Consider the following 21,710-nt stretch of genomic DNA (forward strand, 5'->3'; position numbering starts at 1 on the left):
CGGTGGCAGCGTGCAAAGCTGGCGCCGTCTGACGTCACAATAAGGAAGCTAAGAATGCTGAAGGCAGTATATCTGCGGCGTGCTGGGCAGGCCGCATCGGTCGCCGTGGCGTGTGCCGTGCTTTCCACCCCCGCGCTCGCGCAAAAGCGCCCGCAGCAGCAGGCTGCGCCGCGCGTGCAGGCCGCGCCGGTGATCCCGTCCGATCCCGACGACGCATTCGTTGCGCTGCGCGAAGCCGCGCGCAAGAACGACGTCGAGCGTGCGTACGCCATTTCGGCGACGCTGGTCGACTACCCGATCCCGTCGTACGTCGAATATTTCCGCATCAAGCCGCAGATGTTCGACGGCAGCGGACTGGCTCGCATCGATGCGCCGGACGACCAGGTGCGCGCGTTCCTGCAACGCTACAAGGGTCAGGCCATTGCCGACCGCATGCGCAACGACTGGCTGCTGGTGCTCGGCAAGAAGCGCGACTGGGCCAACTTTGATGCGGAGTATCCGCAGTTCGTGCTCAAGGACGACACGCAGGTCGAGTGCTACGCGCTGCTGTCGCGCGCGCTCAAGGGGCAGAATGTGGCGGCCGATACGCGCAACGTGCTCAGCGATGTGCGCTACTACGGCGAAGGCTGCGTCGACCTGATCGGCTATCTCGTGCAGAGCCAGCAGATCCAGCGCAGCGATGTCGCGTTCCAGGCGCGCCAGGCGCTGGAACAGAACCTCGTCACGCTGGCCGGCAGGATCGCGGCCACAGTGCCCGATGCGCGCGTGGACAGCGACACGCTGGCGACTATCGTCAAGATGGCGCGCAATGATCCGTCGCAGGCCGTGGCCTATCTGACAGCAAGCGGCGGCAGCCTGTCGCGCGATGAACAGGGTGCGGCTTGGGGAGTGATCGGTCAGTACGCGGCCAAGAAGCTGTTGCCCGATGCCGCCTTCTACTACCGCCGCCAGATGGACCTGGGCGGCAACCAGTGGATGTCGGACGAGTCGCAGGAGTGGCGCGTGCGCGCGGCGCTGCGGCAGGGCGACTGGAAGCAGGTGCGCCAGGCCATCGAGATGATGCGGCCCGAATTGCGCGCCAAGGACCCGGCCTGGACCTATTGGTACGGCCGCTCGCTGAAGGCGGATGGCCGCGACGCCGAGGCACAGCAGCAGTACCAGCAGATCGCGGGCCAGTTCAATTTCTATGGCCAGCTCGCCAGCGAAGAACTCGGCAACCGCATCACGCTGCCGGCGCGCACCACTGTGAGCGATGCCGAGGCCATGACCATGCGCAGCCGTGCGGGCTTCCAGCGCGCGCAGAAGCTCTACAACATGAACCTGCGTTTTGAAGGCACGCGGGAATGGAACTGGGAACTGCGCGGCATGAGCGACCGCGAGCTGCTGGCTGCGGCCGAGTACGCACGCCGCGTCGAATTGCTGGACCGCACCGTCAACACGGCGGACCGCACGCGCGCCGAGCATGACTTCTCGCTACGCTTCCCGATGCCGTATCGCGACCTCATGCAGCGCGCGACCGACGATGTCGGCCTCGACATGGCATGGGCCTACGGCCTGATCCGCCAGGAATCGCGCTTCATCATGAGTGCGCGTTCGTCGGCGGGCGCGCATGGGCTGATGCAGGTGATGCCGGCGACGGCAAAGTACGTGGCGCGCAAGATCGGCATGGCCGACTTCTCGCCATCGATGATGGGTGATCCCAACATCAACATCGTGCTGGGCACCAATTACCTGAGCATGGTGCTGACTGATCTCGACAGCTCGTGGACGCTGGCGTCGGCCGCTTACAACGCCGGTCCGGGGCGGCCCAAGGCCTGGCGCAGTACGCTGACGCGGCCGGTCGAAGGCGCGATCTTCGCCGAGACCATTCCGTTCAACGAAACGCGCACGTACGTGAAGAATGTGCTTTCCAACGCTACGTACTATGCTGCATTGATGAGCGGCCAGCCTCAGTCACTGAAGTCGCGCCTGGGCCAGGTTGCACCGTCGGCGGTGACCACCACCAGCCTGCCGTGAACGCGTGCGCGCCCCGCCTTTCCGGGGCGCGTGCCATGGCCGGTCTGCCGCCACGTGCCGTTTTCCTCGCACGGAGGCATCCATGCAGACCAGCAACGTCCTCATCGTCGGTGGCGCCGGGTTTATCGGCAGCCATCTCGCTTCCCGGCTGGCCGGTGCCGCCTCGGCGTCCGGCGCGCCGCTTGAACCGGGCTCCAATCCAGATTCCCCCATCGCACCCGAACGCATCGTGATCGGCACGCGCAACGTGGAGCATGCGCAGCATCTGCTGCTGTTGCCGCGTGTGGAGGTGGTGGAACTCGGTCTGGCCGACAATGCGGCGCTCGACGATGCGATTGGCCCGCTCGGCACGGACGGCATTGTCGTCAACCTGGTCGGGGTGCTGCACGGCGAGCGTGGTGACCCGTACGGGCCCGAGTTCGCGGCTGCCCATGTCGAAATCGTCGAGCAGGTGGTGGGTTCGTGCCTGCGCACCGGCGTCCGCCGGCTGCTCCATATGAGCGCGCTGGGCGCGGACAGCCGCGGTCCGTCGATGTATCAGCGCAGCAAGGGCGACGGCGAACGGCTGGTGCGCGACAGCGGCCTGGACTGGACTGTGTTCCGCCCCTCCGTAGTCTTTGGTCCCGACGACCACTTCCTCAACCTGTTCGCGCATATGCAGGAGATCGCGCCGGTGGTGCCGCTGGCCTGCGCGCATGCGCGCTTCCAGCCGATCTACGTACTGGATGTGGTGCAGGCCTTCGTCAACGCCATGGTTACGCCCGCGACCATCGGACATGGCTATGACCTCGGCGGCCCCACGGTGTACACGCTGGAAGAACTGGTGCGCTTTGCGGGCCGCGCATCGGGACACCCGCGCCCGGTGATCGCATTGCCCGACGCGCTGGCACGCGTGCAGGCCGCAGTGATGGAGCACATGCCGGGCGATACGCTGCTCTCGCGCGACAACCTCGATTCGATGCAGTTCGACAACGTGCTGCACGGGCCCATGGCGAGCGAACTCGGCCTGCATCCGGTCGGGCTGGAAGCCGTGATGACAGACGTGCTGGCCGGGCGCACCCGTGATGCCCAGCTCACGGTCATGCGCGCGAGCGTGCATCGGTAGCGGACCCGGCTCGCAACGCCGCGCTTGCTTCTATGTGATCGGGATTCGCAGCCGTTGCGAGTCCTTTTCACTTTGAGAGCGAACGCCGCGCTGGCAAAATGATCGGTTTGGCACACCGTTCCTCAAGCGGCGGCTGTCCGGCTCCGGTCAGGCAATGCCGCTGTCCGGCGGCCATTCTCCATCCCTTCCTCCCCCAAGGATTTCGCGATGAAGCTCGTCATCGGCAACAAGAATTACTCGTCCTGGTCGCTCCGCCCGTGGCTGCTGATGCGCCAGGCCGGCATTGAGTTCGAAGAAGTGAAGGTGCGACTGTTCGTAGAAAGCTTTGCCGCGGAGATCGCGCAGTATTCGCCGGCCGGCAAGGTCCCGGTGCTCATCGATGGCGACATCGCGGTGTGGGACACGCTGTCGATCGCGGAATACCTGGCCGAGCGTTTCCCCGAAAAGGCGCTCTGGCCCGCTGACCGCGCCGCGCGCGCGCATGCGCGCTCGGTTTGCGCCGAGATGCACGCCGGCTTCACCAACCTGCGCAACCAGATGCCGATGAACGTGACCGCGGTGCTGCCCGGCTGCGGCTGGAACGTCTCCGTGCAGCGCGACGTCGACCGCATCGCGCAGATCTGGACGGACCTGCGCACGCGCCATGGCGACGCGGGCCCGTTCCTGTTCGGCGCCTTTACGGTGGCCGATGCCTATTACGCGCCGGTGGTCTCCCGCTTCGCGACGTACGGCGTTCACCTGCCGGAGGCGGCCAAGGCCTACGCGGACTTCATCCTCGAATTGCCGGCTGTGCAGGAGTGGATTGCCGATGCTCGCGAAGAGCGCGATTTCCTGGCTGACGACGAGCCGTATCGCCTGGCCCCGGACCGCGCCGATGCGATAATCATCAACCACTGAGCGCCGCGTCAGCGGCGGAACACAGCGAGACAAGACAATGCAGGTGTACGCCGTCGGCGGCGCGATCCGCGACGAACTGCTGGGCAAGCCCAGCCAGGACCGCGACTATGTCGTGGTGGGGGCTACCCCGGCCGACATGGAGGCCGCCGGCTACAAGCCGGTCGGCAAGGACTTTCCGGTCTTCCTGCATCCGCGCACGAAAGAGGAATACGCGCTGGCGCGTACCGAGCGCAAGACCGCGATGGGCTACAAGGGTTTCGCGTTCTATTGCGAGCCTGATGTCACGCTCGACGACGACCTGGTCCGGCGCGACCTGACCATCAACGCGATGGCGCGCGCCGTCGACGATGACGGCAAGCTGGTTGGCCCCGTTATCGACCCGCACGGCGGCCAGCGCGACCTGGCGGCCCGGCAATTCCGGCATGTCTCCGAAGCGTTCGCCGAAGATCCGGTGCGCATCCTGCGCGTTGCGCGTTTTGCCGCGCGCTTTCACGACTTCACCGTCGCGCCCGAGACCGTTGCGCTGATGCGCAGGATGGTGGACGCCGGCGAAGTCGACGCGCTCGTGCCCGAGCGTGTCTGGCAGGAGCTTGCGCGCGGCTTGATGGAGGCACGCCCGGCGCGCATGTTCGAGGTGCTACGCCAGTGCGGCGCGCTCGCGCGCCTGCTGCCCGAACTGGACCGGCTGTGGGGCGTGCCGCAGCGCGCGGACTACCACCCCGAAGTCGATACGGGCGTCCATGTGATGATGGTGATCGATTGCGCCGCTGCGATGGGCACGACGCTCGCGGTGCGCTTCGCCGCGCTGGTCCATGACCTTGGCAAGGGCACCACGCCCGAGCACGTGCTGCCGCGCCACCTGGGCCATGAAACGCGCAGCGTCGAACTGCTCGAAGACGTTTGCAAGCGCCTGCGCGTGCCCAATGACTGCCGCGACCTGGCCGTGGTGGTGGCGCGCGAGCACGGCAACATCCATCGATCGATGGAATTCGGCGCGGCCGCGATCACGCGCCTGCTCGAGCGCTGCGACGCGCTGCGCAAGCCGGGCCGCTTTGCCGACGCACTGCTCGCGTGCGAGGCGGACAAGCGCGGGCGCAAGGGATTCGAGTCGGACACCTATCCGCAAAAGGCACGGCTGCTGGCAGCCCTGGATGCCGCAGCCAGCGTGGACGCCGGCGCCATTGCCAAGGCGTTGGCCGACGATGTCAGCAAGATCAGGGAACGCGTGCACGAGGCACGCGTGGCAGCGGTGGATGCCCGATTAAAGCAGCTTGCCGATCACTAGCGCGATCAGCGACAGCACGATCGTCGACGCGAATGGCAGGGTGTAGTCGCGCCCGAACAGCCGGAAGCGCACGTCGCCGGGCAACCGGCCGATGCCGAGCTTCTGCAGCCACGGCAACGCTGCCGACAGTACGACCACGCTCAGGAAGATGGTGAGGGTCCAGCGCAGCATGGCGTCACCGGCTCAGAGCGTGTGGCAGCGGTCGCCGCGTGCAAAGCCAGCGAGCGGTTCGCTGTCGTCCAGCCCGCGCGTGAGCGCCACCACCTTGAACAGTTCGCCCATCTCCGCTTCGGACAGCAGCTTCTGCACCGCGTTGGCGGCGGGCAGGAAGGCGCGCGTGTCGGACGGGTCCAGCGTCATCAGCAGGTCGGTGATGCCGGCATTCATCAGGAAGCGCGCCTGCGAGGCGAAGCCCGACACGGACAGGCCGGCATCCACGGCCGCATGGGCGATGCTGCTGAAGTTGACGTGGGCCGTGATGTCCTGCAGCCCCGGATAGAAGAACGGATCGGGGTGCGAATGGTGGCGGTAGTGGCACATCAGCGTGCCGCCGGTGCGCTGCGGGTGGTAGTACTCGCCCGCCGGGAAGCCGTAGTCGATGAAGAACGCCGCGCCGCGCGCGAGCATGGCGCCCACCGCGCGCGCGAAGCCATCGGCCTCGGCATGGGTTTCGGTGACGATGTCATGGTCGCCGGGAATGGCGTGCAGCACTTCGGGGATCGCTTGTGCGGGGAGCTGGCGGTCTTCGAACGTGAACGCGTGCGCAGCGGTGCTGTCGTCGCCGGCGACGCTGCGGGCCACGCCGCGTTCATGCCAGCGCCCGGCCGTGCGCGCGAACAGCCGCACCGGCATGGCGTCCAGCACTTCGTTGCCGACCACGATGCCCTCGAAATGTTCGGGCAACGTATCAAGCCATTGCACGCGCGGCGCCAAGTGTGGTGCGCGTTGCGCCAGTGTGTCTTGCTGGCGCGCACGCAGTTCGCCGGACAGTTCGACGATGCCGTAGGTGTCGGGCAATTGCCCTTCCTGTTCCAGCGCCAGCAGCAGGTCGGCTGCCAGCCGCCCGGTGCCCGCGCCGAATTCGAGCATGCGCGGCAGGCCCTGTGCCAGCAGCGGCGCGAACTGGCGCGCCAGCGTGCGGGCAAAGAACGGGGACAGTTCCGGGGCGGTGATGAAGTCGCTGCCGTCGCGCACATCGCGACCGAACTTGGCGGCGCCGCCGCTGTAATAGCCCAGGCCTGGCGCGTACAGCGCCAGCGACATGTAGCGGTCGAAGCCGATCCAGCCACCGGCCGCATCGATGGTTTCGCCGATCAGGGTGGCCAGCGCGTCGGAGGCGGCCAGCGCGTCGGCGGGGGGAAGGGGTAAACTAGCGGCTTTCTGCATGCCTTGATTGTAGCAATGCCCGAATCCAATCCATCTGCCGCCGCTCCATCGCCGGCCCCGCCGCAGGCCACTGCTGCGCGTGGCGTGGCCATCGTCACCGGCGGCGCGCGCCGGCTTGGCCGCGCCATCGCGCTCGAACTGGCCGCGCAAGGCTGGGATGTGGCCGTGCACTGCCACCGCTCGCGCGACGAGGCCGAGGCGCTGGCCGCGCAGATCCGCGCCGGGGGCCGCCGTGCCGCCGTGCTGCAGGCCGACCTGGCCGACGAAGCCTCCACGGGGACGCTGATCGCCGCGTGCACGGCTGCACTCGGCGTACCGACCTGCCTCGTCAACAATGCCTCGCTGTTCCAGTACGACGTGGCGACGAGCTTCTCGTATGCATCGCTCGACACGCATATGCGCACCAATGTGGCAGCGCCGTTGCTGCTCGCGCGTGAGATGTACAAGGCACTGAGCGCGGCAGACGCGACCGCGACGGATCCGCGCGGTGTCGTGATCAACCTGCTGGACCAGAAGCTCGACAACCTGAATCCGGACTTTCTGTCGTACACGCTGTCCAAGGCCGCGCTGCAGACCGCCACGGTGCAGCTTGCGCAGGCCTTCGCGCCGCGCCTGCGCGTGGTCGGCGTCGCGCCCGGCATCACGCTGGTGTCGGGCGAGCAGTCGGAGCAGAGCTTCCGCCGCGCGCACCGCGTTACGCCGCTGGGCAAGTCGTCCACGCCTGAGGATATCGCCCAGGCCGTGGCTTACCTTGCCTGCGCGAATGCCGTGACCGGCACCACGCTCTACGTCGACGGCGGCCAGCACCTGATGCCGCTGTCGCGCGACGTGATGTTCCTGACCGAATGATGTAACCACCTGCCGCGCCGGCTGTTTTGGCGCGGCCCCTCCTGAATTCCCTTTCCCCCGCTTGCCATGACCATGCTCGCCGCCCTGACCCATCCCAGCCTGCAAGACTGCCGCCGCATGTTCCTGCGTAACTACGAAGTGCAGATCAATATCGGCGTGCACGAATTCGAAAAGAAGGGCGAGCAGCGCGTGCTGATCAATATCGACCTGTTCGTGCCGCTGGCCGCGAGCACGCCGCAAGCCGACAAGCTAGAAGAAGTCGTCGACTACGATTTCATGCGCAATACCGTGGCCGAGCGCATGGCGCAGGGCCACGTGCACCTGCAGGAAACGCTGTGCGACGACGTGGCCCGCGCCATGCTCAAGCACCCGAAGGTGCGCGCCGTGCGCGTGTCGACCGAGAAGCCCGACGTCTACCCGGATTGCGACTCGGTCGGCGTGGAAGTCTTCCACATCAAGCAGAACTGAGCCGGCCCGAGTAAAATCTTGGCCCTTCCGAGCCATCCCGGCCATTTCATCCGGGCGGCCGCAACGATCAGGTATGTCTCATGAGCCACTCCAATAACTTCTACCGCCTCGAAACGAGGCTGCAATCGCAAACCGGCAAGGCCATCGGCGACTTCGGCATGATCGAGGACGGCGACACCGTGCTGGTCTGCATGAGTGGCGGCAAAGACTCCTACACCATGCTGTCGGTCCTGATGGCGCTGCAGAAGCGCGCGCCCATCCAGTTCAAGCTGATTGCGATGAACCTGGACCAGAAGCAACCCGGCTTCCCCGAGCATGTGCTGCCGGAGTACCTGAAGTCGACGGGCGTGGAATACGTGATCGTCGAGGCGGACACCTACTCGATCGTCAAGGAGAAGGTGCCCGAGGGCAAGACCACGTGCTCGCTGTGCTCGCGTCTGCGCCGCGGCGTGATCTACCGCACCGCCAAGGAGCTTGGCGCCAACAAGATCGCGCTGGGCCACCACCGCGACGACATCGTCAACACGTTCTTCCTGAACATGTTCTTCGGCGGCAAGATGAAGGCCATGCCGCCCAAGCTCGCCACGGACGACGGCGCGCACATCGTGATCCGGCCGCTCGCGTATTGCTCGGAGAAGGACATCGCCGCGTATGCGCGCGCGATGGAATTCCCGATCATCCCGTGCAACCTGTGCGGCTCGCAGGAGAACCTGCAGCGCAAGAAGGTCAGTGAAATGCTGCAGGCATGGGAGCGCGAGAACCCGGGCCGTATCGACAATATCTTCGCGTCGCTGCGCAATGTGGTGCCGTCGCACCTGGCTGATACTGACCTGTTCCCGTTCACGGGGCTGGCCACGGGCTTGGCCAAGGTGGACGAGGCCTCCCTGTTCGGCGAGACCACGTTCACGCAGCAGCCGCTGGTGTTTGCGGGCAGCAGCGACGAGAACCGGCTGGAATTTGTGCGTTTCGAACGTCCGCCACAGACGTCGGCGACCGTCCAGCAGGCCAGCATCGAATAAGCGGCCCGCCGTCAGACAGAACCCCGCGTCGTGACGCGGGCGTTTTGTTTGGGTTCGGCTTACTTGTTGGCCGCCTGGGACGTGTTGCCCTGCCGCTCGCGCATCAGGCTGCGCGTGTCGTCGATCCACTTCTGGAAGCGTTCCACGGCATGCGCCTTCTGCGTGGGCGTCGCGAGGTTGGCGATGGTGGTGGCCAGCGCTACGCCCGCCTGGTTGTTGGCTTCATAGCTGGCGGCGCGTATTTGCCCCTGCGGGTGCTGCCAGTGGTCGCCGAAGCGGCGCAGCAGTTCGACGACCTGTGCCTTGGGCGGATGCGTCTGCTGGACCTGCCGCGCCAGCGCCAGCCATTCCTCCTGCCGCCGCAGCCGCTCCGCATAGCGCGCCTGGGCACCCTGCATCAGCGGGGCCAGGGCGGCGTGGATGGCCTGTTCCTGCTCGTTCGAGAAGCTTCCGTAGATTAGCTTGGCGTAGCTCATCACCTTGTCAAAACGCGCCGATTCGCGGTCCTCGGCACTGCCGCTCAGGAATTTCTTGCGGTACTTGGTGTTGCCCTCGTCGAATTTCTTTTCCATCCGGTCGATCTGGGCCGGGGTCAGCGTGAGCAGCAGGTCCGCCACATCGGGGACAGCCTGGTCGAACGACTGCCGCGCCAGGTGCTGGGTGGCCTCCTGGATTTGTACGATAGCGGCGGTGCTGACTGGTTGCTGGACCTGGTTGCGGGCCTGGGTCAGCAGGCCGGCGATTTCCGGCAGCTGCGCCTGCCGGTGCCAGGCGAAGAATCGCGCGATGGCGTCGCGTGTGAGCGGCTCTTGCGCGTCGGAGACATCAACGTAGTGGTCGATCCACCAGTAAGCCAGTCGGTCGCCTTGCTGGTAGCCGGTCTTCATTGCGCTGCACGCGCAAAGGATTGCCGTGGCAAATATCGCCAATATCAGGCGCAACCAGCGATTGTGAGAATCGGAAACAGGGGCGTATTGAGCAGATACCGTCATGTTAAAATCGCCGCGGATCTTGCCAGGGTCTGCTGATCGTCCGCAAGCCCAGTCCTGGCAAGGGTCGGCGGCTCCAGAAAGGCCGGAAGCCCCACCGCCGGGCTGGCGGAAGCCGGGTTGTCGAACGCCGTGACGCCGGTTATCGAACCTCCGGCTGGTGCTTTAAAGAATATATTTCCCGATACACGCACCAAGGGGTCTCCTTGTGAATATCGTCATTCTCGCCGCGGGCATGGGCAAGCGGATGCATTCCGATTTGCCAAAGGTCCTGCACCCTGTTGCCGGGCGCCCGATGCTCGCGCATGTCATCGATACGGCGCGTACGCTGTCGCCTTCGCGGCTCGTGGTGGTCATTGGCCACGGCGCGGAGCGCGTGCGCGAAGCCGTCGCCGCCGATGACGTCACCTTTGCCGAACAGGTCCAGCAACTGGGTACCGGCCATGCGGTGATGCAGGCACTTCCTCAGTTGGACGACAACCAGCCCACATTGGTTCTCTATGGTGACGTGCCGCTCACCACGGCAGCCACCCTCAAGGCGCTGGTCGAGGCAGCCGGCAACACGCGTTTCGGCGTGCTGACCGTGGAAATGCCCGATCCGACTGGCTACGGGCGCATCGTGCGCGATGCCGCGGGCAGCATCGTACGGATCGTCGAGCAGAAGGACGCCAGCGAGGCCGTCCGCGCGATCCGCGAGATCAACACCGGCATCATCGTGTGCCCGACAGGCCATCTGCGCCGCTGGCTGGCCACGCTGCGCAACGACAATGCCCAGGGCGAGTACTACCTGACCGATACCGTCGAGCGCGCGGCGACCGAAGGCATCGACATTGTCTCGGCCCAGCCTGCGGCGCTGTGGGAGACGCTCGGCGTCAACAGCAAGGTGCAACTTGCCGAAGTGGAACGCATCCACCAGCGCAATCTGGCGCAGCGCCTGCTCGAAACTGGCGTGACGCTGGCCGATCCGGCGCGCATCGACGTACGCGGCGAGCTGACCTGCGGCCGCGATGTTTCCATCGACATCGGCTGCGTGTTCGAAGGCCGCGTGCATCTCGGCGACGGCGTGCAGATCGGCGCCAATTGCGTCATTCGCAACAGCAGCATCGATGCCGGCGCGCAGGTGCAGCCGTTCTGCCATATCGACAGCGCGAAGATCGGCGCGGACGGCCGCATCGGCCCGTATGCGCGCCTGCGCCCCGGCACCGAACTGGGCGAAGATGTCCATATCGGCAACTTTGTCGAAGTGAAGAATTCGCAGGTCGCCGCGCACAGCAAGGCCAATCATCTGGCTTATGTGGGCGACGCCACGGTCGGCGCGCGCGTGAACATTGGCGCCGGCACCATCACCTGCAACTATGACGGTGCGAACAAGTTCCGCACGGTGATCGAGGACGACGTTTTTATCGGCTCCGATACGCAACTGGTTGCGCCGGTCACGGTGCGCCGCGGTGCGACCATCGGCGCAGGCACGACGCTGACCAAGGAGGCGCCGGCCGACAAGCTGACGCTGTCGCGCGCCAAGCAGATGACGCTCGACGCCTGGCAGCGCCCAGTCAAGAAGGCGAAGCAGTAAGCGGTATGGCCGCCTGCATGTCGTGTACGGTGGCCATCGATCGACACAATACGACGGACGCAGTGTTGCGGCCGTTCCGGCGCGCCGCTGTGGCTGCGCAGGCATTGAAACAGGCGCCGGCATCGGCGCCGAGCACGGGGGTACAGCCATGTGTGGCATCGTCGGCGCGGTTTCCACGCGCAACATCGTTCCGGTCCTGATCGAAGGCCTGCGCCGCCTCGAATACCGCGGCTATGACTCCTGCGGCGTCGCCGTCGTGCGCGATAACGCTGTCGAGCGCGCACGCACGGTGTCGCGCGTGGCCGATCTGGACGCCCAGACGCAGGCATCGGGCCTGGCGGGCACCACTGGCGTTGCGCACACGCGCTGGGCCACGCATGGCAAGCCCGACACCGTGAACGCCCACCCGCACCTGTCCGGCGAAACCATCGCGCTGGTGCACAACGGCATCATCGAAAACTACGAGCCACTGCGCGAAGAGTTGCGCGCGGTCGGCTACGGCTTCGAGTCGCAGACCGACACCGAAGTCGTCGCCCACCTGATCCACCAGGCCTACTGCTATCCGAGCAGCGCCACGCGCGGCGACCTGTTCGCATCGGTGCGCGCCGTGACCAAGCGCCTGCACGGCGCATACGCGATCGCCGTGTTCGCCAAGGACCAGCCCGAGCGCGTGGTCGGTGCACGCGCCGGCTCGCCGCTGGTGGTGGCGCTCGGCGACGGCGAGGCCTTCCTCGCTTCGGACGCGCTGGCCGTGGCCGGCACGGCCAACCGCATCATCTACCTGGAAGAGGGCGATGTCGTCGAGGTCACGCGCGACGGCGTGACCATCCACGACGGCCATGATCACCCGGTCGAACGCGAAGTGCGCGTGGTGGAAGCGCATGCCGCCACGGTGGATCTGGGGCCGTACCGCCACTTCATGCAGAAGGAAATCTTCGAGCAGCCGCGCGCGCTCGGCGACACGCTGGAAGGCGTCGACGGTATCTCGCCCGCGCTGTTCGGCGATCGTGCCGCCGAGGTGTTCCCGGAGATCGACAGCGTCCTGATCCTGGCGTGCGGCACCAGCTACTACTCGGGCTGTACGGCGAAGTACTGGCTCGAAAGCATCGCAAAGATCCCCACGCAGGTCGAAGTGGCCAGCGAGTACCGCTACCGGGACACGGTACCCAATCCGCGTGCGTTGGTCGTGGTGATCTCGCAATCCGGTGAGACCGCCGACACCATGGCCGCGCTGCGCCATGCGCGCGCGCTCGGTCATACGCATACGCTGTCGATCTGCAACGTGGCGACCAGCGCCATGGTTCGCGAGACCGAGATGCGCTTCCTTACGCGCGCCGGTACGGAAATCGGCGTGGCGTCGACCAAGGCCTTCACCACTCAGCTCGCCGCGCTGTACATGCTGACGCTGGCCCTGGCCAAGGTGCGCGGTTTCCTGTCGGAAGAAGCCGAGGCCAAGGACATGGCCAACCTGCGCCACCTGCCCGCCGCGCTGCATGGCGTGCTGGCGCTGGAGCCGCAGATCATCGCGTGGTCGGAAGATTTCGCGCGCCGCGAGAACGCGCTGTTCCTCGGCCGCGGCATGCATTACCCGATCGCGCTTGAGGGCGCGCTCAAGCTCAAGGAAATCTCGTACATCCACGCCGAGGCGTATCCCGCCGGCGAACTCAAGCACGGCCCGCTCGCGCTGGTGACCGAGGCCATGCCCGTGGTCACTGTGGCGCCGAACGATGCACTGCTCGAGAAGCTGAAGTCCAACATTCAGGAAGTGCGCGCACGCGGCGGCCGCCTGTACGTGTTCGCCGACAGCGACACGCACATCCAGTCGACGGATGGCATCCAGGTGATCCGCATGCCCGAGCACTATGGCGCCCTGTCGCCGATCCTGCATGTGGTGCCGCTGCAGCTGCTGGCGTATCACACGGCGTGCGCACGCGGTACCGACGTGGACAAGCCGCGGAACCTGGCGAAGTCGGTGACGGTGGAGTAATCGGGCGCGCCTGGCGGCGCGTAAAACACATACGCCCGGCAAGAATGAGCCCCGCTTGTGCGGGGCTTCTTTATTAGGCGAGATGGCAGGGCGTTACTTGGCGTCCGGTGTGGACGCCGTGCACGTCTTTACGCCAAGAAGGCTATACGCTGGACAGATGCGCAGGATGCCCGTCGCCAGCGGCACGATGCCGATCCATCCCCACGCCCCGATATGTCCGGTTGCCGCCAGGACGATGAGGGCCAGGCCGATGACGATCCGGAGCGTCCGGTCGAGGGTTCCGACGTTTGCTTGCATGGCCGGCTCCTTGCCAGTTTGCGATGCGGGTGAAATTCCCGTGATCTGCCGGCAGTAACGCCGGCAAATCCATACTGCGCCTTGCGTGCGGGCTGGCTCTTGATCTGGCGCAATCTCCGGCGACAATGCCGACGCACTCAGGCTTGCCGCATGGTGGACGTTGCGCGCTCGACGATCTCGAAGACGATCATGCCGGCCACCATGGCCGCCACAAAGCCGATGGCTTTGGGATAGCCCGCCCCAAGCGCCACCAGCGCCGGGCCCGGACAGAACCCGGCGATCCCCCAGCCGACGCCGAAGGCCGCGCTGCCCAGCACCAGGCGCACAGTCACGGCCGTGGTGGCCGGCAGCTGCATGGGGAAGCCGAGCCACGAGCGCTTGCGGCGCTTCGCGATCAGGAAAGCCACCAGCCCGATGGCAATGGCCCCGGCCATGACAAAGGCCAGCGATGGATCCCAGCGGCCAGCCAGATCTAGGAATCCCTGCACCTTGGCGGGATTCGCCATGCCGGAAACCATCAGGCCGATGCCGAAGAGCAAGCCGGCCAGCAATGCGAAAAAAGCAGCCATATCAGCCTCCGATCAGGTGCCGTTGCACGAAGACGGTCAGGAAACCGGCCGCCATGAATGTCAGCGTGGCGACCAGCGAGCGGATCGAGCCGCGCGAGATTCCGCACACGCCGTGCCCGCTGGTGCATCCGCTGGCATAGCGGGTGCCGATACCGACGAGGAAGCCCGCGATCATGATCTCTCCCCAGCTTGCCTGAATGTCGGCGATCGCCGGCTTGCCGACCAGGCCGGCAACGATGGGGGCGCCGATCAGGCCGGCAAGGAAGGCCAGGCGCCATGCCATGTCCCCGCGAGGCAGCGTCAGCAGACCACCGAGGATGCCGCTGATGCCCGCAATGCGGCCATTGAACAGCACCAGAACGGCAGCCGCCGCGCCGATGACAAGTCCGCCGGCAAGCGAGAAGCCCGGCGTGAAGTTGGCAAGATCAATCAGCATGTTGGCTCCTGGCCGGGGTTTGCACAGAACTGTTCGTAGAGAACCGCCATGACGGCGAGCGCTTCAGGACTTGCGACCGAATAGAAGATGTTCTTGCCGTCCCGGCGTGTTGCCACGAGGCCGTTCTCGCGCAGCACGCCGAGTTGCTGGGACAGCGTGGGCTGGCGGATGCCAAGCTGTTCCTCCAGTTCGCCCACGGCAAGTTCTCCCTGCGACAGCTGGCACATCAGCAGCAGACGGTCCGGATTGGCCAGCACCTTGAGCAAGCCGCATGCGCGCGTCGCAGCAGCCTGCATGGTGGGGAGTTCGATGTTGGGATGAGGCTGGTTCATGGGTCGGCTATAGTTTCGTATCAGATATTATATACAAATATATAATATAAAAAAGAAGAATTTCGCCGTCGACGTTCACCCATGAGCCGGGTCTCACTTGCATGATTAAACCCTCGGCAGTAGCATGCTCCTGACACGGGCACGAAGCTGCCCTTAGCCATTGCCGACCACCATGCAAAGAAAGACCTTCCGGGACATGCAATGTCCCATCGCACGCAGCCTGGAGCGGGTCGGGGAGTGGTGGAGCATCCTGATCCTGCGCGAGGCGTTCTATGGCACGACCCGCTTCGACGCCTTCCAGAAGAACCTCGACATTGCGCCGAACATGCTGACGCGCCGCCTCAACGGACTGGTGGATGAAGGCTTGCTGGAGCGCCGCCAGTATTCGGAGCGGCCGCCGCGCTACGAATACGTGCTGACCGAGTGCGGCCGCGATTTCGAGCCGGTGATGTTGTCGATGCTGGCCTGGGGCAACAAACACTTCGCCCCCGAGGGGGTGAGCGTGCAGCTTGTCGACAAGGCGACTGGGGCGCCCATCGAACCCGTACTGGTCGATGCCGCGAGCGGCGCGCCCGTTGACCTCGCGCGTTACGCGCTGGCACCCGGGCCCGCTGCCGGCGAAGGCGTGCGCCGGCGCCTGGCCGATGCCGCCGCCTACCTGTCGACCACGGAAAAGGCCGAAGCCGACTAAGGCGACGCGGCGCTTTCTCCCCTGATTCTTACCAGCCGCCACCCAGCGCACGGAACGCCGCCACTGCGGCGCGTGCGTTATCGGTGCCCGCGCGTGCCTGCTGGTCGCGCGCGGCCAATAACTGGCGGTCTTCCTCAAGCACTTCGAACAGGCTGACAGCGCCGCCCTTGTAGGCCTCTTCGGCCGCGCCGCGCGATCGGGCCTGAGCATCGACTTCCACGGTCAGGTCCTGGCTCTGCAGTTGCAGCTGGGTCAGCGTGACGATTGCGTTTTCTACATCCTCGGTCGCGCGCAGCATGGACTTCCGATAGGTGGCGAGTGCCTCTGCATTCGCGCCGCGTGCCTGGGCGACTTCGGCGTCCACACGGCCGAAATCGAACAGACGCCAGCGCAGGCCGGCCATGGCTGCGGGCTGGAACGTGGCGGCCGTGAACATCTTGCTCGCCGACAGGCTTTCGAAGCCGAGCAATGCCGCGAGCGATAGCTTGGGGTAGTACTCCGCCGTAGCCACGCCGATGCGCGCGCTGGACGCGGCCAGCCGGCGTTCGGCGGCAATGACGTCGGGGCGGCGTTCGAGCAGCGCGGCAGGACCCTGTGCGAGCGGAATCTGCGGAACGCCGGTACGCGCACCCGGCGTGGCGAGTTCGGCGGCATAGGTGCCCGGCGCCGCGCCCATCAGCACGTCGAGTCGGTTGAGCTGCGTGTCGAGCTCGATCTGGAGCGGCGGGATGGTGACGCGGGTCTGTGCGAGCCGCGCTTCGGCCTGCGCGCGTTCGCGCTCGGCGCCGATGCCGTCGGCCAGGCGCAGCTTCACCAGATCCAGCAGCCGCGCATTGGTCTGCACCTGCTGCTGCGCGATGGTGATGCGCTGCTGCGCACCGCGCACGCGGAAGTAGGCGTCGGCGGCTTCCGCTGCCACCAGCACGCGCACGCCGAGGTGTTCGGCCTCGGCCGCCTGGGCTTCCGCGTCGGCCGCCTCGGCCCCGCGCCGCAGGCCGCCGGCGATGTCGATCTCCCAACTGGCCCCCGCACCGGCGTTGTACAGCGTGTTGTTGCGCTCGAAGCCAGGCGACTTGCTGGCGATCTTGCCCAGCGGGCTTTCGAGTGACTGCCGTTGCCGCGCGACGCTGCCGGACAGCGATCCCTCCGGCAGCAATGCCGCGCCGGCGTAGTCGGCGGCCGCACGCGCTTGGTCGACACGGGCTACCGATGCAGCAAGGTCCAGGTTCTGCGCCAGCGCGCGCTCGATGATCCGGGTCAGCGCGGGATCGTCGAATCCCTTCCACCAGCTATCGAGCGCGGGCGCCGCAGGCGCTGCTTCCTGGGCCTGCAATGCGGCGGCGTGCGCGTATGCCGCCGGCAAGTCCGGCGCGGGGGCATGGTAATCGGGACCGACCGCGCACGCGGCCAGGCTCGCGGCCATGGCTGTGGCGGCGAGTACCGCGAGGCTGCGCCCAAAGCGCCGTGCCGGAGGGAAGGGTTGCCCTTGCGTCATGTCATGCACCTCTCGTTCGTGATTCGTACTGCATGTTGCCAAATTAACTTGCAACATGCTAGTCACTACTCTAGACTAACTTTCAACTTGATAGCAACCCCTGATGAAGAGGGATGATGATCATGCAGAGAAAGCCACTGGACAAAGCGCCTTGCCCCATTGCGCGGACTGTCGCGCGGATCGGCGACGCGTGGAGCGTGCTGATCTTGCGCGAGGCGTTCTACGGCACGGCCCGCTTCGACGATTTCGGGAAGAGCCTTGGCATCGCGCCGAACATGCTCGCGCGCCGGCTCAGCGCGCTCGTCGAGGAAGGTCTGCTGGAGCGGCGCAGCTACTGCGAACGCCCCCCGCGCTTCGAATACGTGCTGACCCCGAGCGGCCGTGATTTCCGCCCTGTGCTGGTGGCGCTGCTGGCCTGGGGCAACCGGCATTTCTCCCCCGAGGGCGAAAGCGTGCAATTGCTGGACCGCGAGACCGGCGCACGTGTCGAGCCCGTGCTGGTCGACGCCGCGAACGGACGGCCGATTACTGAAGCTCACTACGCGCTTGGGCCTGGCCCTGCCGCGACCGAGCGCATGCGGCAGAAATTGAATCGTGCAGCGGCGATGCAGGCCGCATCCGCCTCGAATCTGAATCCCATCGAAACTGAGTGCGCTGAAAGGAAGTGCCATGACTAGCAACACCATCACCGAACGCACGGGCGAGCAGCCTGTTCCGGCCGCGAAACAGGCAGGATCGCGGCCCACTACGAAGAAGCTGCTCGTGACCGGGGCGCTGCTTGTCGCGGGTCTGGCCGGCGTCGGCTACGGCTACCACTGGTGGAGCTCTGCGCGCTTCGTGCAGAGCACCGACGATGCCTACGTGGGCGGCGACGTGACCGTGATCGGCGCGAAGGTTGCCGGCTATATCTCCGAAGTTGCCGTGACCGACAACCAGCCTGTGCATGCAGGGGATGTGCTGGTGCGCATCGACGACCGCGACTATCGTGCCGCGCTGGCCAAGGCCGAGGGCGCGGTGGCTGCGCAGCAGGCGCTGCTCGAAAACCTCGACGCCACGCAGCGGCTGCAGGAAGCCGTCATCGGCCAGGCGCGGGCCGGCTTCGCGGGCGCCAATGCCGACACCGTTCGTGCGCGCCAGGACCAGGCACGCTATGCGAGCCTGGTCGAAAAATCGGCGGTGTCGATCCAGAGTTCGCAGAAGGCCGATGCCGACTACAAGCAGGCGGCCGCCAACAGCGAAAAGGCGCAAGCGTCGCTGCTCGCCGCGCAGCGCCAGCTCGAGGTGATCGGCACGCAGAAGCTGCAGGCGAAAGCGGCGCTGGCGCAGGCCGTGGCGGAACGCGACATCGCAAAGCTCAACCTCAGCTACACCGAACTGCGCGCGCCGGTCGACGGCACGGTGGGCAACCGCCGCGCGCGCGTCGGCGCCTACGCCGGCAGCGGTAGTCAGTTGCTGTCCATCGTTCCGGCCAGCGGCTTGTGGGTCGATGCAAACTTCAAGGAAGGTCAGCTCGCGCATATGCGCGAGGGCATGCCTGTCACCATCGAGGCCGATGTGCTGCCCGGACGCGTCTTCCATGGCCGCGTCGGCAGCCTCGCGCCGGCGACTGGGGCGCAGTTCAGCGTGCTGCCGGCCGAAAACGCGACCGGTAACTTCACCAAGATCGTCCAGCGCGTGCCGGTACGCATCCAGCTCGACGAGAAAGATGCCACGCTCGGCACCTTGCGCCCGGGCCTGTCCGTGATCGCGCAGGTCGATACGCATCCGGATACGCATTCAACCAGGCAGGTGCAATGATGAGCACGGCCACACTCGACAGGCCGGTCGCGGCACCGGCGGCGGCGTTGCCGTCCCCGGCATCGCTATCGATGCCCGCGAAGATCTTCGCCTTCGCGACCATGTGCGTGGGCATGTTCATCGCGCTGCTCGATATCCAGATCGTCTCGGCGTCGCTGCGCGATATTGGTGGCGGCCTGTCGGCGGGCGCCGACGAGACGGTCTGGGTCCAGACCAGCTACCTGATCGCGGAGATCATCGTCATTCCGCTGTCGGGCTGGTTGTCTCGCGTGATGTCGACGCGCTGGCTGTTTGCCGCGTCGGCCGCGGGGTTCACGCTAACCAGCCTGCTGTGCGGCGTGGCGTGGAATATTCAGAGCATGATCGCGTTCCGTGCGGCGCAGGGCTTCCTGGGCGGGTCGATGATCCCGCTGGTGTTCACCACGGCCTTTGCGTTCTTTGCCGGCCCGCAGCGCGTGATCGCCGCAGCGACCATCGGCGCGCTCGCGTCTCTCGCGCCAACGCTTGGCCCGACCATCGGCGGCTGGATTACCGACAACTTCTCGTGGCACTGGCTGTTCTTCATCAACCTGGTGCCCGGCATCTTCGTCACGGTGGCCGTGCCGATGCTGGTCAAGGTCGACCGCCCGAACTGGTCGCTGGTGCGCAGCGCCGACTACCTCGGCATTGTGCTCATGGCGCTGTTTCTGGGTTGCCTCGAATACACGATGGAAGAGGGGCCGCGCTGGGACTGGTTTGGCGACGAAGTGATCCTCGCCACCGCATGGATTGCCGGGCTATCTGGCGTGGCCTTTGTCTGGCGATCGCTGACCTACGCGAATCCCGTGGTGGACCTGCGCGCGCTGCGCGAGCGCAACTTCGCATTGGGCTGCTTTTTCTCGTTCGTCACCGGTATCGGCATCTTCGCGACGATCTACCTGACACCGTTGTTCCTGGGACGCGTGCGCGGCTTCAGCGCGCTGGACATCGGCCTGGCGATCTTCTCGACGGGCCTGTTTCAGGTCGCATCGATTCCGCTCTATGCGTTCCTGGCCAATCGCGTCGACCTGCGCTGGCTGATGATGTTCGGACTCGGCCTGTTCGCGCTGTCGATGTGGTTCTTCGCACCGATCACTCACGACTGGGGCGGCGCCGAACTGCTGCTGCCGCAGGCACTGCGCGGCATGGCACAGCAGTTCGCGGTGGCGCCGACGGTCACGCTGACGCTGGGCAGCCTGCCGCCCGAACGGCTCAAGCTCGCATCAGGCCTGTTCAACCTGATGCGCAACCTGGGCGGCGCCATCGGCATCGCGGCCTGCGCCACCGTGCTCAACGACCGCGGCAACCTGCATTTCCTGCGCGAGGCGGAGCACCTGAATATCCGCAACGAGGCCATGGGCGCGTTCCTGCAAAGCGCAGGAAGCCAGATGCTCGCGGCTGGCCACGACCTGGTCGATGCGAATACGGTCGCGTTGAAGCAACTCTTTGCGCTCGCGTGGCGTGAAGCGCAGACCCAGACGTTCGGCGATGCGTTCCTGATCGTCATGGTGTGTTTCGTGATTGCCACCGCGATGGTCCCGCTGATGCGCAAGGTCGCGCCGCCGAAGGCTCCGTCTGCGGATGCGCATTGAGCCGCAGTGCTACGGAGTTCAGCCATGAAACTTGATGCCCTGACGCGTTTGCTCTGTACTGTGATGTTGGCCACATGCGCCACTACCGCGGCGCGCGCCGATACGGATCGTCCGCGCCAGACCGGTGTGGGGTGTGCGCGTGCTGGCAATAGCTACTGCCAGGGACCGCAACCGGCTGCTGATGCCGGGTCGCACGCCATGCGGCCCGTCAGCACCGATACGGCTCTACCATTTGCCGCAGGTGCCTGAGGCCCCCCTAAGCCTGCCTGGTCAGCACGACGTGCAGCACAGCCGGCGTGGTCACATGCTCGCTGCAGGCGAAGCCGAGTGCCGGGAGATCCAGCCCGGCCAGTAGTGCCTCGCCACCGCCTAGCAGTTTCGGCACGATGGCAAGGTGCATCTCGTCGACCAGGCCGGCCTGCAGGTATTGGCGGATCGTTGACACGCCGCCCCCAAGCCGCACGTCGCGTCCCTGTGCCGCTTCGCGAGCACGCGCCAGTGCCACATCGATGCCTTCGGTGACGAAGTGAAAGGTCGTGCCGCCTTCCATCTCGATCGACGGCCGCGCGTGATGCGTCAGCACGAACACCGGCACATGGTAGGGCGGCTTGTCGCCCCACCAGCCTCGCCAGCTCTCGTCGGGCCATGGCCCGCGCACGGGCCCGAACATATTGCGTCCGAGAATCCACGCGCCGATGTTGTCAAAGCCGCGTTCGACGAAGTCGTTGTCGACGCCGGCGCTGCCGCCTTCGCCGGCGAACATGACCTGGAAGCGGCGCGTGGCGAACGCCCATTCGTGCAGCGCTTCGCCGCCCACGCCCAACGGGTTTTCGAGGCTTTGGGCGGGCCCGGCGCCATAGCCGTCAAGCGACAACGTAAAGCTGTTCACTCTGAGTCTGGACATTGCCG

General features: G+C 66.1%; 22 protein-coding genes. 13 read left to right on the forward strand and 9 right to left on the reverse strand.

Going from position 1 to position 21,710, the window contains the following annotated elements:
• The first annotated feature begins 54 nt into the window (after window positions 1-54).
• The 4 genes from ACIGJG_RS01110 (at window position 55) to ACIGJG_RS01125 (ending at window position 5,303) form a co-directional block, all read left to right on the forward strand.
• Window positions 55-2,016, forward strand: coding sequence for a lytic transglycosylase domain-containing protein (locus ACIGJG_RS01110; RefSeq protein ID WP_011296409.1), 1,962 nt, complete (start codon window positions 55-57; stop codon window positions 2,014-2,016).
• Window positions 2,017-2,098: 82 nt separating this feature from the next.
• Window positions 2,099-3,121, forward strand: coding sequence for a complex I NDUFA9 subunit family protein (locus tag ACIGJG_RS01115; protein ID WP_011296410.1), 1,023 nt, complete (start codon window positions 2,099-2,101; stop codon window positions 3,119-3,121).
• A 207-nt stretch (window positions 3,122-3,328) separates the two neighbouring features.
• Window positions 3,329-4,018 (forward strand): glutathione S-transferase family protein, encoded by a 690-nt coding sequence (locus tag ACIGJG_RS01120; RefSeq protein WP_011296411.1) that lies wholly within the window; start codon window positions 3,329-3,331, stop codon window positions 4,016-4,018.
• 37 nt (window positions 4,019-4,055) lie between these two features.
• Complete coding sequence (locus ACIGJG_RS01125) at window positions 4,056-5,303, forward strand: multifunctional CCA addition/repair protein (protein WP_011296412.1); 1,248 nt, start codon at window positions 4,056-4,058, stop codon at window positions 5,301-5,303.
• Here the strand turns inward: ACIGJG_RS01125 and ACIGJG_RS01130 are convergent.
• The gene (locus ACIGJG_RS01130; protein ID WP_483672665.1) at window positions 5,280-5,474 is read right to left on the reverse strand and encodes a DUF2905 domain-containing protein; all 195 of its coding nucleotides are present in this window, start codon (window positions 5,472-5,474) and stop codon (window positions 5,280-5,282) included. The genes ACIGJG_RS01125 and ACIGJG_RS01130 overlap by 24 nt on opposite strands.
• Before the next feature lie 12 nt (window positions 5,475-5,486).
• The gene (locus ACIGJG_RS01135) at window positions 5,487-6,689 is read right to left on the reverse strand and encodes a class I SAM-dependent methyltransferase (protein ID WP_140949351.1); all 1,203 of its coding nucleotides are present in this window, start codon (window positions 6,687-6,689) and stop codon (window positions 5,487-5,489) included.
• A 15-nt stretch (window positions 6,690-6,704) separates the two neighbouring features.
• On the opposite strand from ACIGJG_RS01135, the gene ACIGJG_RS01140 reads away from it, so the two are divergent.
• The 3 genes from ACIGJG_RS01140 to ttcA all read left to right on the forward strand — a co-directional run bounded on the left by ACIGJG_RS01140 (window position 6,705) and on the right by ttcA (window position 9,025).
• Window positions 6,705-7,538, forward strand: coding sequence for an SDR family oxidoreductase (locus tag ACIGJG_RS01140; RefSeq protein WP_011296415.1), 834 nt, complete (start codon window positions 6,705-6,707; stop codon window positions 7,536-7,538).
• A 66-nt stretch (window positions 7,539-7,604) separates the two neighbouring features.
• A complete protein-coding gene (locus ACIGJG_RS01145) occupies window positions 7,605-8,006 on the forward strand; it encodes a dihydroneopterin aldolase (RefSeq protein ID WP_011296416.1) in 402 nt (133 codons plus the stop codon).
• Window positions 8,007-8,086: 80 nt separating this feature from the next.
• On the forward strand, window positions 8,087-9,025 hold the full coding sequence (gene ttcA, locus ACIGJG_RS01150; RefSeq protein ID WP_011296417.1) for a tRNA 2-thiocytidine(32) synthetase TtcA: 939 nt from the start codon (window positions 8,087-8,089) through the stop codon (window positions 9,023-9,025).
• A gap of 59 nt (window positions 9,026-9,084) precedes the next feature.
• On the opposite strand, the gene ACIGJG_RS01155 is transcribed toward ttcA, so the two are convergent.
• Window positions 9,085-9,912 (reverse strand): DUF6279 family lipoprotein, encoded by an 828-nt coding sequence (locus ACIGJG_RS01155; protein WP_483672666.1) that lies wholly within the window; start codon window positions 9,910-9,912, stop codon window positions 9,085-9,087.
• A gap of 310 nt (window positions 9,913-10,222) precedes the next feature.
• Here ACIGJG_RS01155 and glmU point away from each other — a divergent pair, with 310 nt between their 5' ends.
• Window positions 10,223-11,587, forward strand: a complete 1,365-nt coding sequence (gene glmU / locus ACIGJG_RS01160) for a bifunctional UDP-N-acetylglucosamine diphosphorylase/glucosamine-1-phosphate N-acetyltransferase GlmU (protein WP_140949349.1) — start codon at window positions 10,223-10,225, stop codon at window positions 11,585-11,587.
• Between the two features lie 148 nt (window positions 11,588-11,735).
• Entirely contained in the window at window positions 11,736-13,574 is a 1,839-nt protein-coding gene (glmS, locus tag ACIGJG_RS01165) for a glutamine--fructose-6-phosphate transaminase (isomerizing) (RefSeq protein ID WP_011296420.1), read from the forward strand.
• A gap of 93 nt (window positions 13,575-13,667) precedes the next feature.
• Here the strand turns inward: glmS and ACIGJG_RS01170 are convergent, their stop codons facing one another.
• From ACIGJG_RS01170 to ACIGJG_RS01185, 4 genes are all read right to left on the reverse strand, one after another.
• Window positions 13,668-13,871, reverse strand: a complete 204-nt coding sequence (locus ACIGJG_RS01170) for a YgaP family membrane protein (protein WP_011296421.1) — start codon at window positions 13,869-13,871, stop codon at window positions 13,668-13,670.
• 137 nt (window positions 13,872-14,008) lie between these two features.
• Window positions 14,009-14,440: a DUF6691 family protein gene (locus ACIGJG_RS01175; RefSeq protein WP_011296422.1), complete on the reverse strand. Its 432-nt coding sequence runs from the start codon at window positions 14,438-14,440 to the stop codon at window positions 14,009-14,011.
• Window position 14,441: 1 nt separating this feature from the next.
• On the reverse strand, window positions 14,442-14,876 hold the full coding sequence (locus ACIGJG_RS01180) for a YeeE/YedE family protein (RefSeq protein WP_011296423.1): 435 nt from the start codon (window positions 14,874-14,876) through the stop codon (window positions 14,442-14,444).
• Window positions 14,870-15,208: an ArsR/SmtB family transcription factor gene (locus tag ACIGJG_RS01185; RefSeq protein WP_011296424.1), complete on the reverse strand. Its 339-nt coding sequence runs from the start codon at window positions 15,206-15,208 to the stop codon at window positions 14,870-14,872. Before ACIGJG_RS01185 ends, ACIGJG_RS01180 begins: the two co-directional genes overlap by 7 nt.
• 172 nt (window positions 15,209-15,380) lie before the next feature.
• Between ACIGJG_RS01185 and ACIGJG_RS01190 the strand changes: the two genes are divergently transcribed.
• Window positions 15,381-15,899 (forward strand): winged helix-turn-helix transcriptional regulator, encoded by a 519-nt coding sequence (locus ACIGJG_RS01190; RefSeq protein ID WP_011296425.1) that lies wholly within the window; start codon window positions 15,381-15,383, stop codon window positions 15,897-15,899.
• A gap of 28 nt (window positions 15,900-15,927) precedes the next feature.
• Here ACIGJG_RS01190 and ACIGJG_RS01195 read toward each other — a convergent pair whose 3' ends face one another.
• The gene (locus ACIGJG_RS01195; protein ID WP_483672667.1) at window positions 15,928-17,394 is read right to left on the reverse strand and encodes an efflux transporter outer membrane subunit; all 1,467 of its coding nucleotides are present in this window, start codon (window positions 17,392-17,394) and stop codon (window positions 15,928-15,930) included.
• Window positions 17,395-17,516: 122 nt separating this feature from the next.
• On the opposite strand from ACIGJG_RS01195, the gene ACIGJG_RS01200 reads away from it, so the two are divergent.
• The 3 genes from ACIGJG_RS01200 to ACIGJG_RS01210 are packed head-to-tail and all read left to right on the forward strand — an operon-like array spanning window position 17,517 to window position 20,801.
• A complete protein-coding gene (locus ACIGJG_RS01200) occupies window positions 17,517-18,071 on the forward strand; it encodes a winged helix-turn-helix transcriptional regulator (RefSeq protein ID WP_483673041.1) in 555 nt (184 codons plus the stop codon).
• On the forward strand, window positions 18,064-19,191 hold the full coding sequence (locus tag ACIGJG_RS01205; RefSeq protein WP_483672668.1) for an HlyD family secretion protein: 1,128 nt from the start codon (window positions 18,064-18,066) through the stop codon (window positions 19,189-19,191). Before ACIGJG_RS01200 ends, ACIGJG_RS01205 begins: the two co-directional genes overlap by 8 nt.
• Window positions 19,191-20,801 carry a DHA2 family efflux MFS transporter permease subunit gene (locus ACIGJG_RS01210; protein WP_011296429.1) on the forward strand — a complete coding sequence of 537 codons (1,611 nt, stop codon included), beginning with the start codon at window positions 19,191-19,193 and terminating at the stop codon, window positions 20,799-20,801. The genes ACIGJG_RS01205 and ACIGJG_RS01210 overlap by 1 nt, the downstream gene beginning before the upstream one ends.
• Before the next feature lie 256 nt (window positions 20,802-21,057).
• On the opposite strand, the gene ACIGJG_RS01215 is transcribed toward ACIGJG_RS01210, so the two are convergent.
• Window positions 21,058-21,705 carry a dihydrofolate reductase family protein gene (locus tag ACIGJG_RS01215; protein ID WP_011296430.1) on the reverse strand — a complete coding sequence of 216 codons (648 nt, stop codon included), beginning with the start codon at window positions 21,703-21,705 and terminating at the stop codon, window positions 21,058-21,060.
• Window positions 21,706-21,710 lie beyond the last annotated feature (5 nt).

Source organism: Cupriavidus sp. C1SS-2L, from assembly GCF_057073735.1.

Excerpts from the sequence above, each read along its gene's own strand:
- ACIGJG_RS01140 (WP_011296415.1), top strand. The coding sequence starts at position 6,705 with ATGCCCGAATCCAATCCATCTGCCGCCGCTCCATCGCCGGCCCCGCCG.
- glmS (WP_011296420.1), top strand. The coding sequence starts at position 11,736 with ATGTGTGGCATCGTCGGCGCGGTTTCCACGCGCAACATCGTTCCGGTC.
- ACIGJG_RS01175 (WP_011296422.1), bottom strand. The coding sequence starts at position 14,440 with ATGGCTGCTTTTTTCGCATTGCTGGCCGGCTTGCTCTTCGGCATCGGC.
- ACIGJG_RS01145 (WP_011296416.1), top strand. The coding sequence starts at position 7,605 with ATGACCATGCTCGCCGCCCTGACCCATCCCAGCCTGCAAGACTGCCGC.
- ACIGJG_RS01115 (WP_011296410.1), top strand. The coding sequence starts at position 2,099 with ATGCAGACCAGCAACGTCCTCATCGTCGGTGGCGCCGGGTTTATCGGC.
- ttcA (WP_011296417.1), top strand. The coding sequence starts at position 8,087 with ATGAGCCACTCCAATAACTTCTACCGCCTCGAAACGAGGCTGCAATCG.
- ACIGJG_RS01205 (WP_483672668.1), top strand. The coding sequence starts at position 18,064 with ATGACTAGCAACACCATCACCGAACGCACGGGCGAGCAGCCTGTTCCG.
- ACIGJG_RS01190 (WP_011296425.1), top strand. The coding sequence starts at position 15,381 with ATGCAAAGAAAGACCTTCCGGGACATGCAATGTCCCATCGCACGCAGC.
- ACIGJG_RS01215 (WP_011296430.1), bottom strand. The coding sequence starts at position 21,705 with ATGTCCAGACTCAGAGTGAACAGCTTTACGTTGTCGCTTGACGGCTAT.
- ACIGJG_RS01110 (WP_011296409.1), top strand. The coding sequence starts at position 55 with ATGCTGAAGGCAGTATATCTGCGGCGTGCTGGGCAGGCCGCATCGGTC.
- ACIGJG_RS01185 (WP_011296424.1), bottom strand. The coding sequence starts at position 15,208 with ATGAACCAGCCTCATCCCAACATCGAACTCCCCACCATGCAGGCTGCT.
- ACIGJG_RS01195 (WP_483672667.1), bottom strand. The coding sequence starts at position 17,394 with ATGACGCAAGGGCAACCCTTCCCTCCGGCACGGCGCTTTGGGCGCAGC.
- ACIGJG_RS01155 (WP_483672666.1), bottom strand. The coding sequence starts at position 9,912 with ATGAAGACCGGCTACCAGCAAGGCGACCGACTGGCTTACTGGTGGATC.
- ACIGJG_RS01210 (WP_011296429.1), top strand. The coding sequence starts at position 19,191 with ATGAGCACGGCCACACTCGACAGGCCGGTCGCGGCACCGGCGGCGGCG.
- ACIGJG_RS01125 (WP_011296412.1), top strand. The coding sequence starts at position 4,056 with ATGCAGGTGTACGCCGTCGGCGGCGCGATCCGCGACGAACTGCTGGGC.
- ACIGJG_RS01135 (WP_140949351.1), bottom strand. The coding sequence starts at position 6,689 with ATGCAGAAAGCCGCTAGTTTACCCCTTCCCCCCGCCGACGCGCTGGCC.
- ACIGJG_RS01200 (WP_483673041.1), top strand. The coding sequence starts at position 17,517 with ATGCAGAGAAAGCCACTGGACAAAGCGCCTTGCCCCATTGCGCGGACT.
- ACIGJG_RS01170 (WP_011296421.1), bottom strand. The coding sequence starts at position 13,871 with ATGCAAGCAAACGTCGGAACCCTCGACCGGACGCTCCGGATCGTCATC.
- ACIGJG_RS01120 (WP_011296411.1), top strand. The coding sequence starts at position 3,329 with ATGAAGCTCGTCATCGGCAACAAGAATTACTCGTCCTGGTCGCTCCGC.
- ACIGJG_RS01130 (WP_483672665.1), bottom strand. The coding sequence starts at position 5,474 with ATGCTGCGCTGGACCCTCACCATCTTCCTGAGCGTGGTCGTACTGTCG.
- ACIGJG_RS01180 (WP_011296423.1), bottom strand. The coding sequence starts at position 14,876 with ATGCTGATTGATCTTGCCAACTTCACGCCGGGCTTCTCGCTTGCCGGC.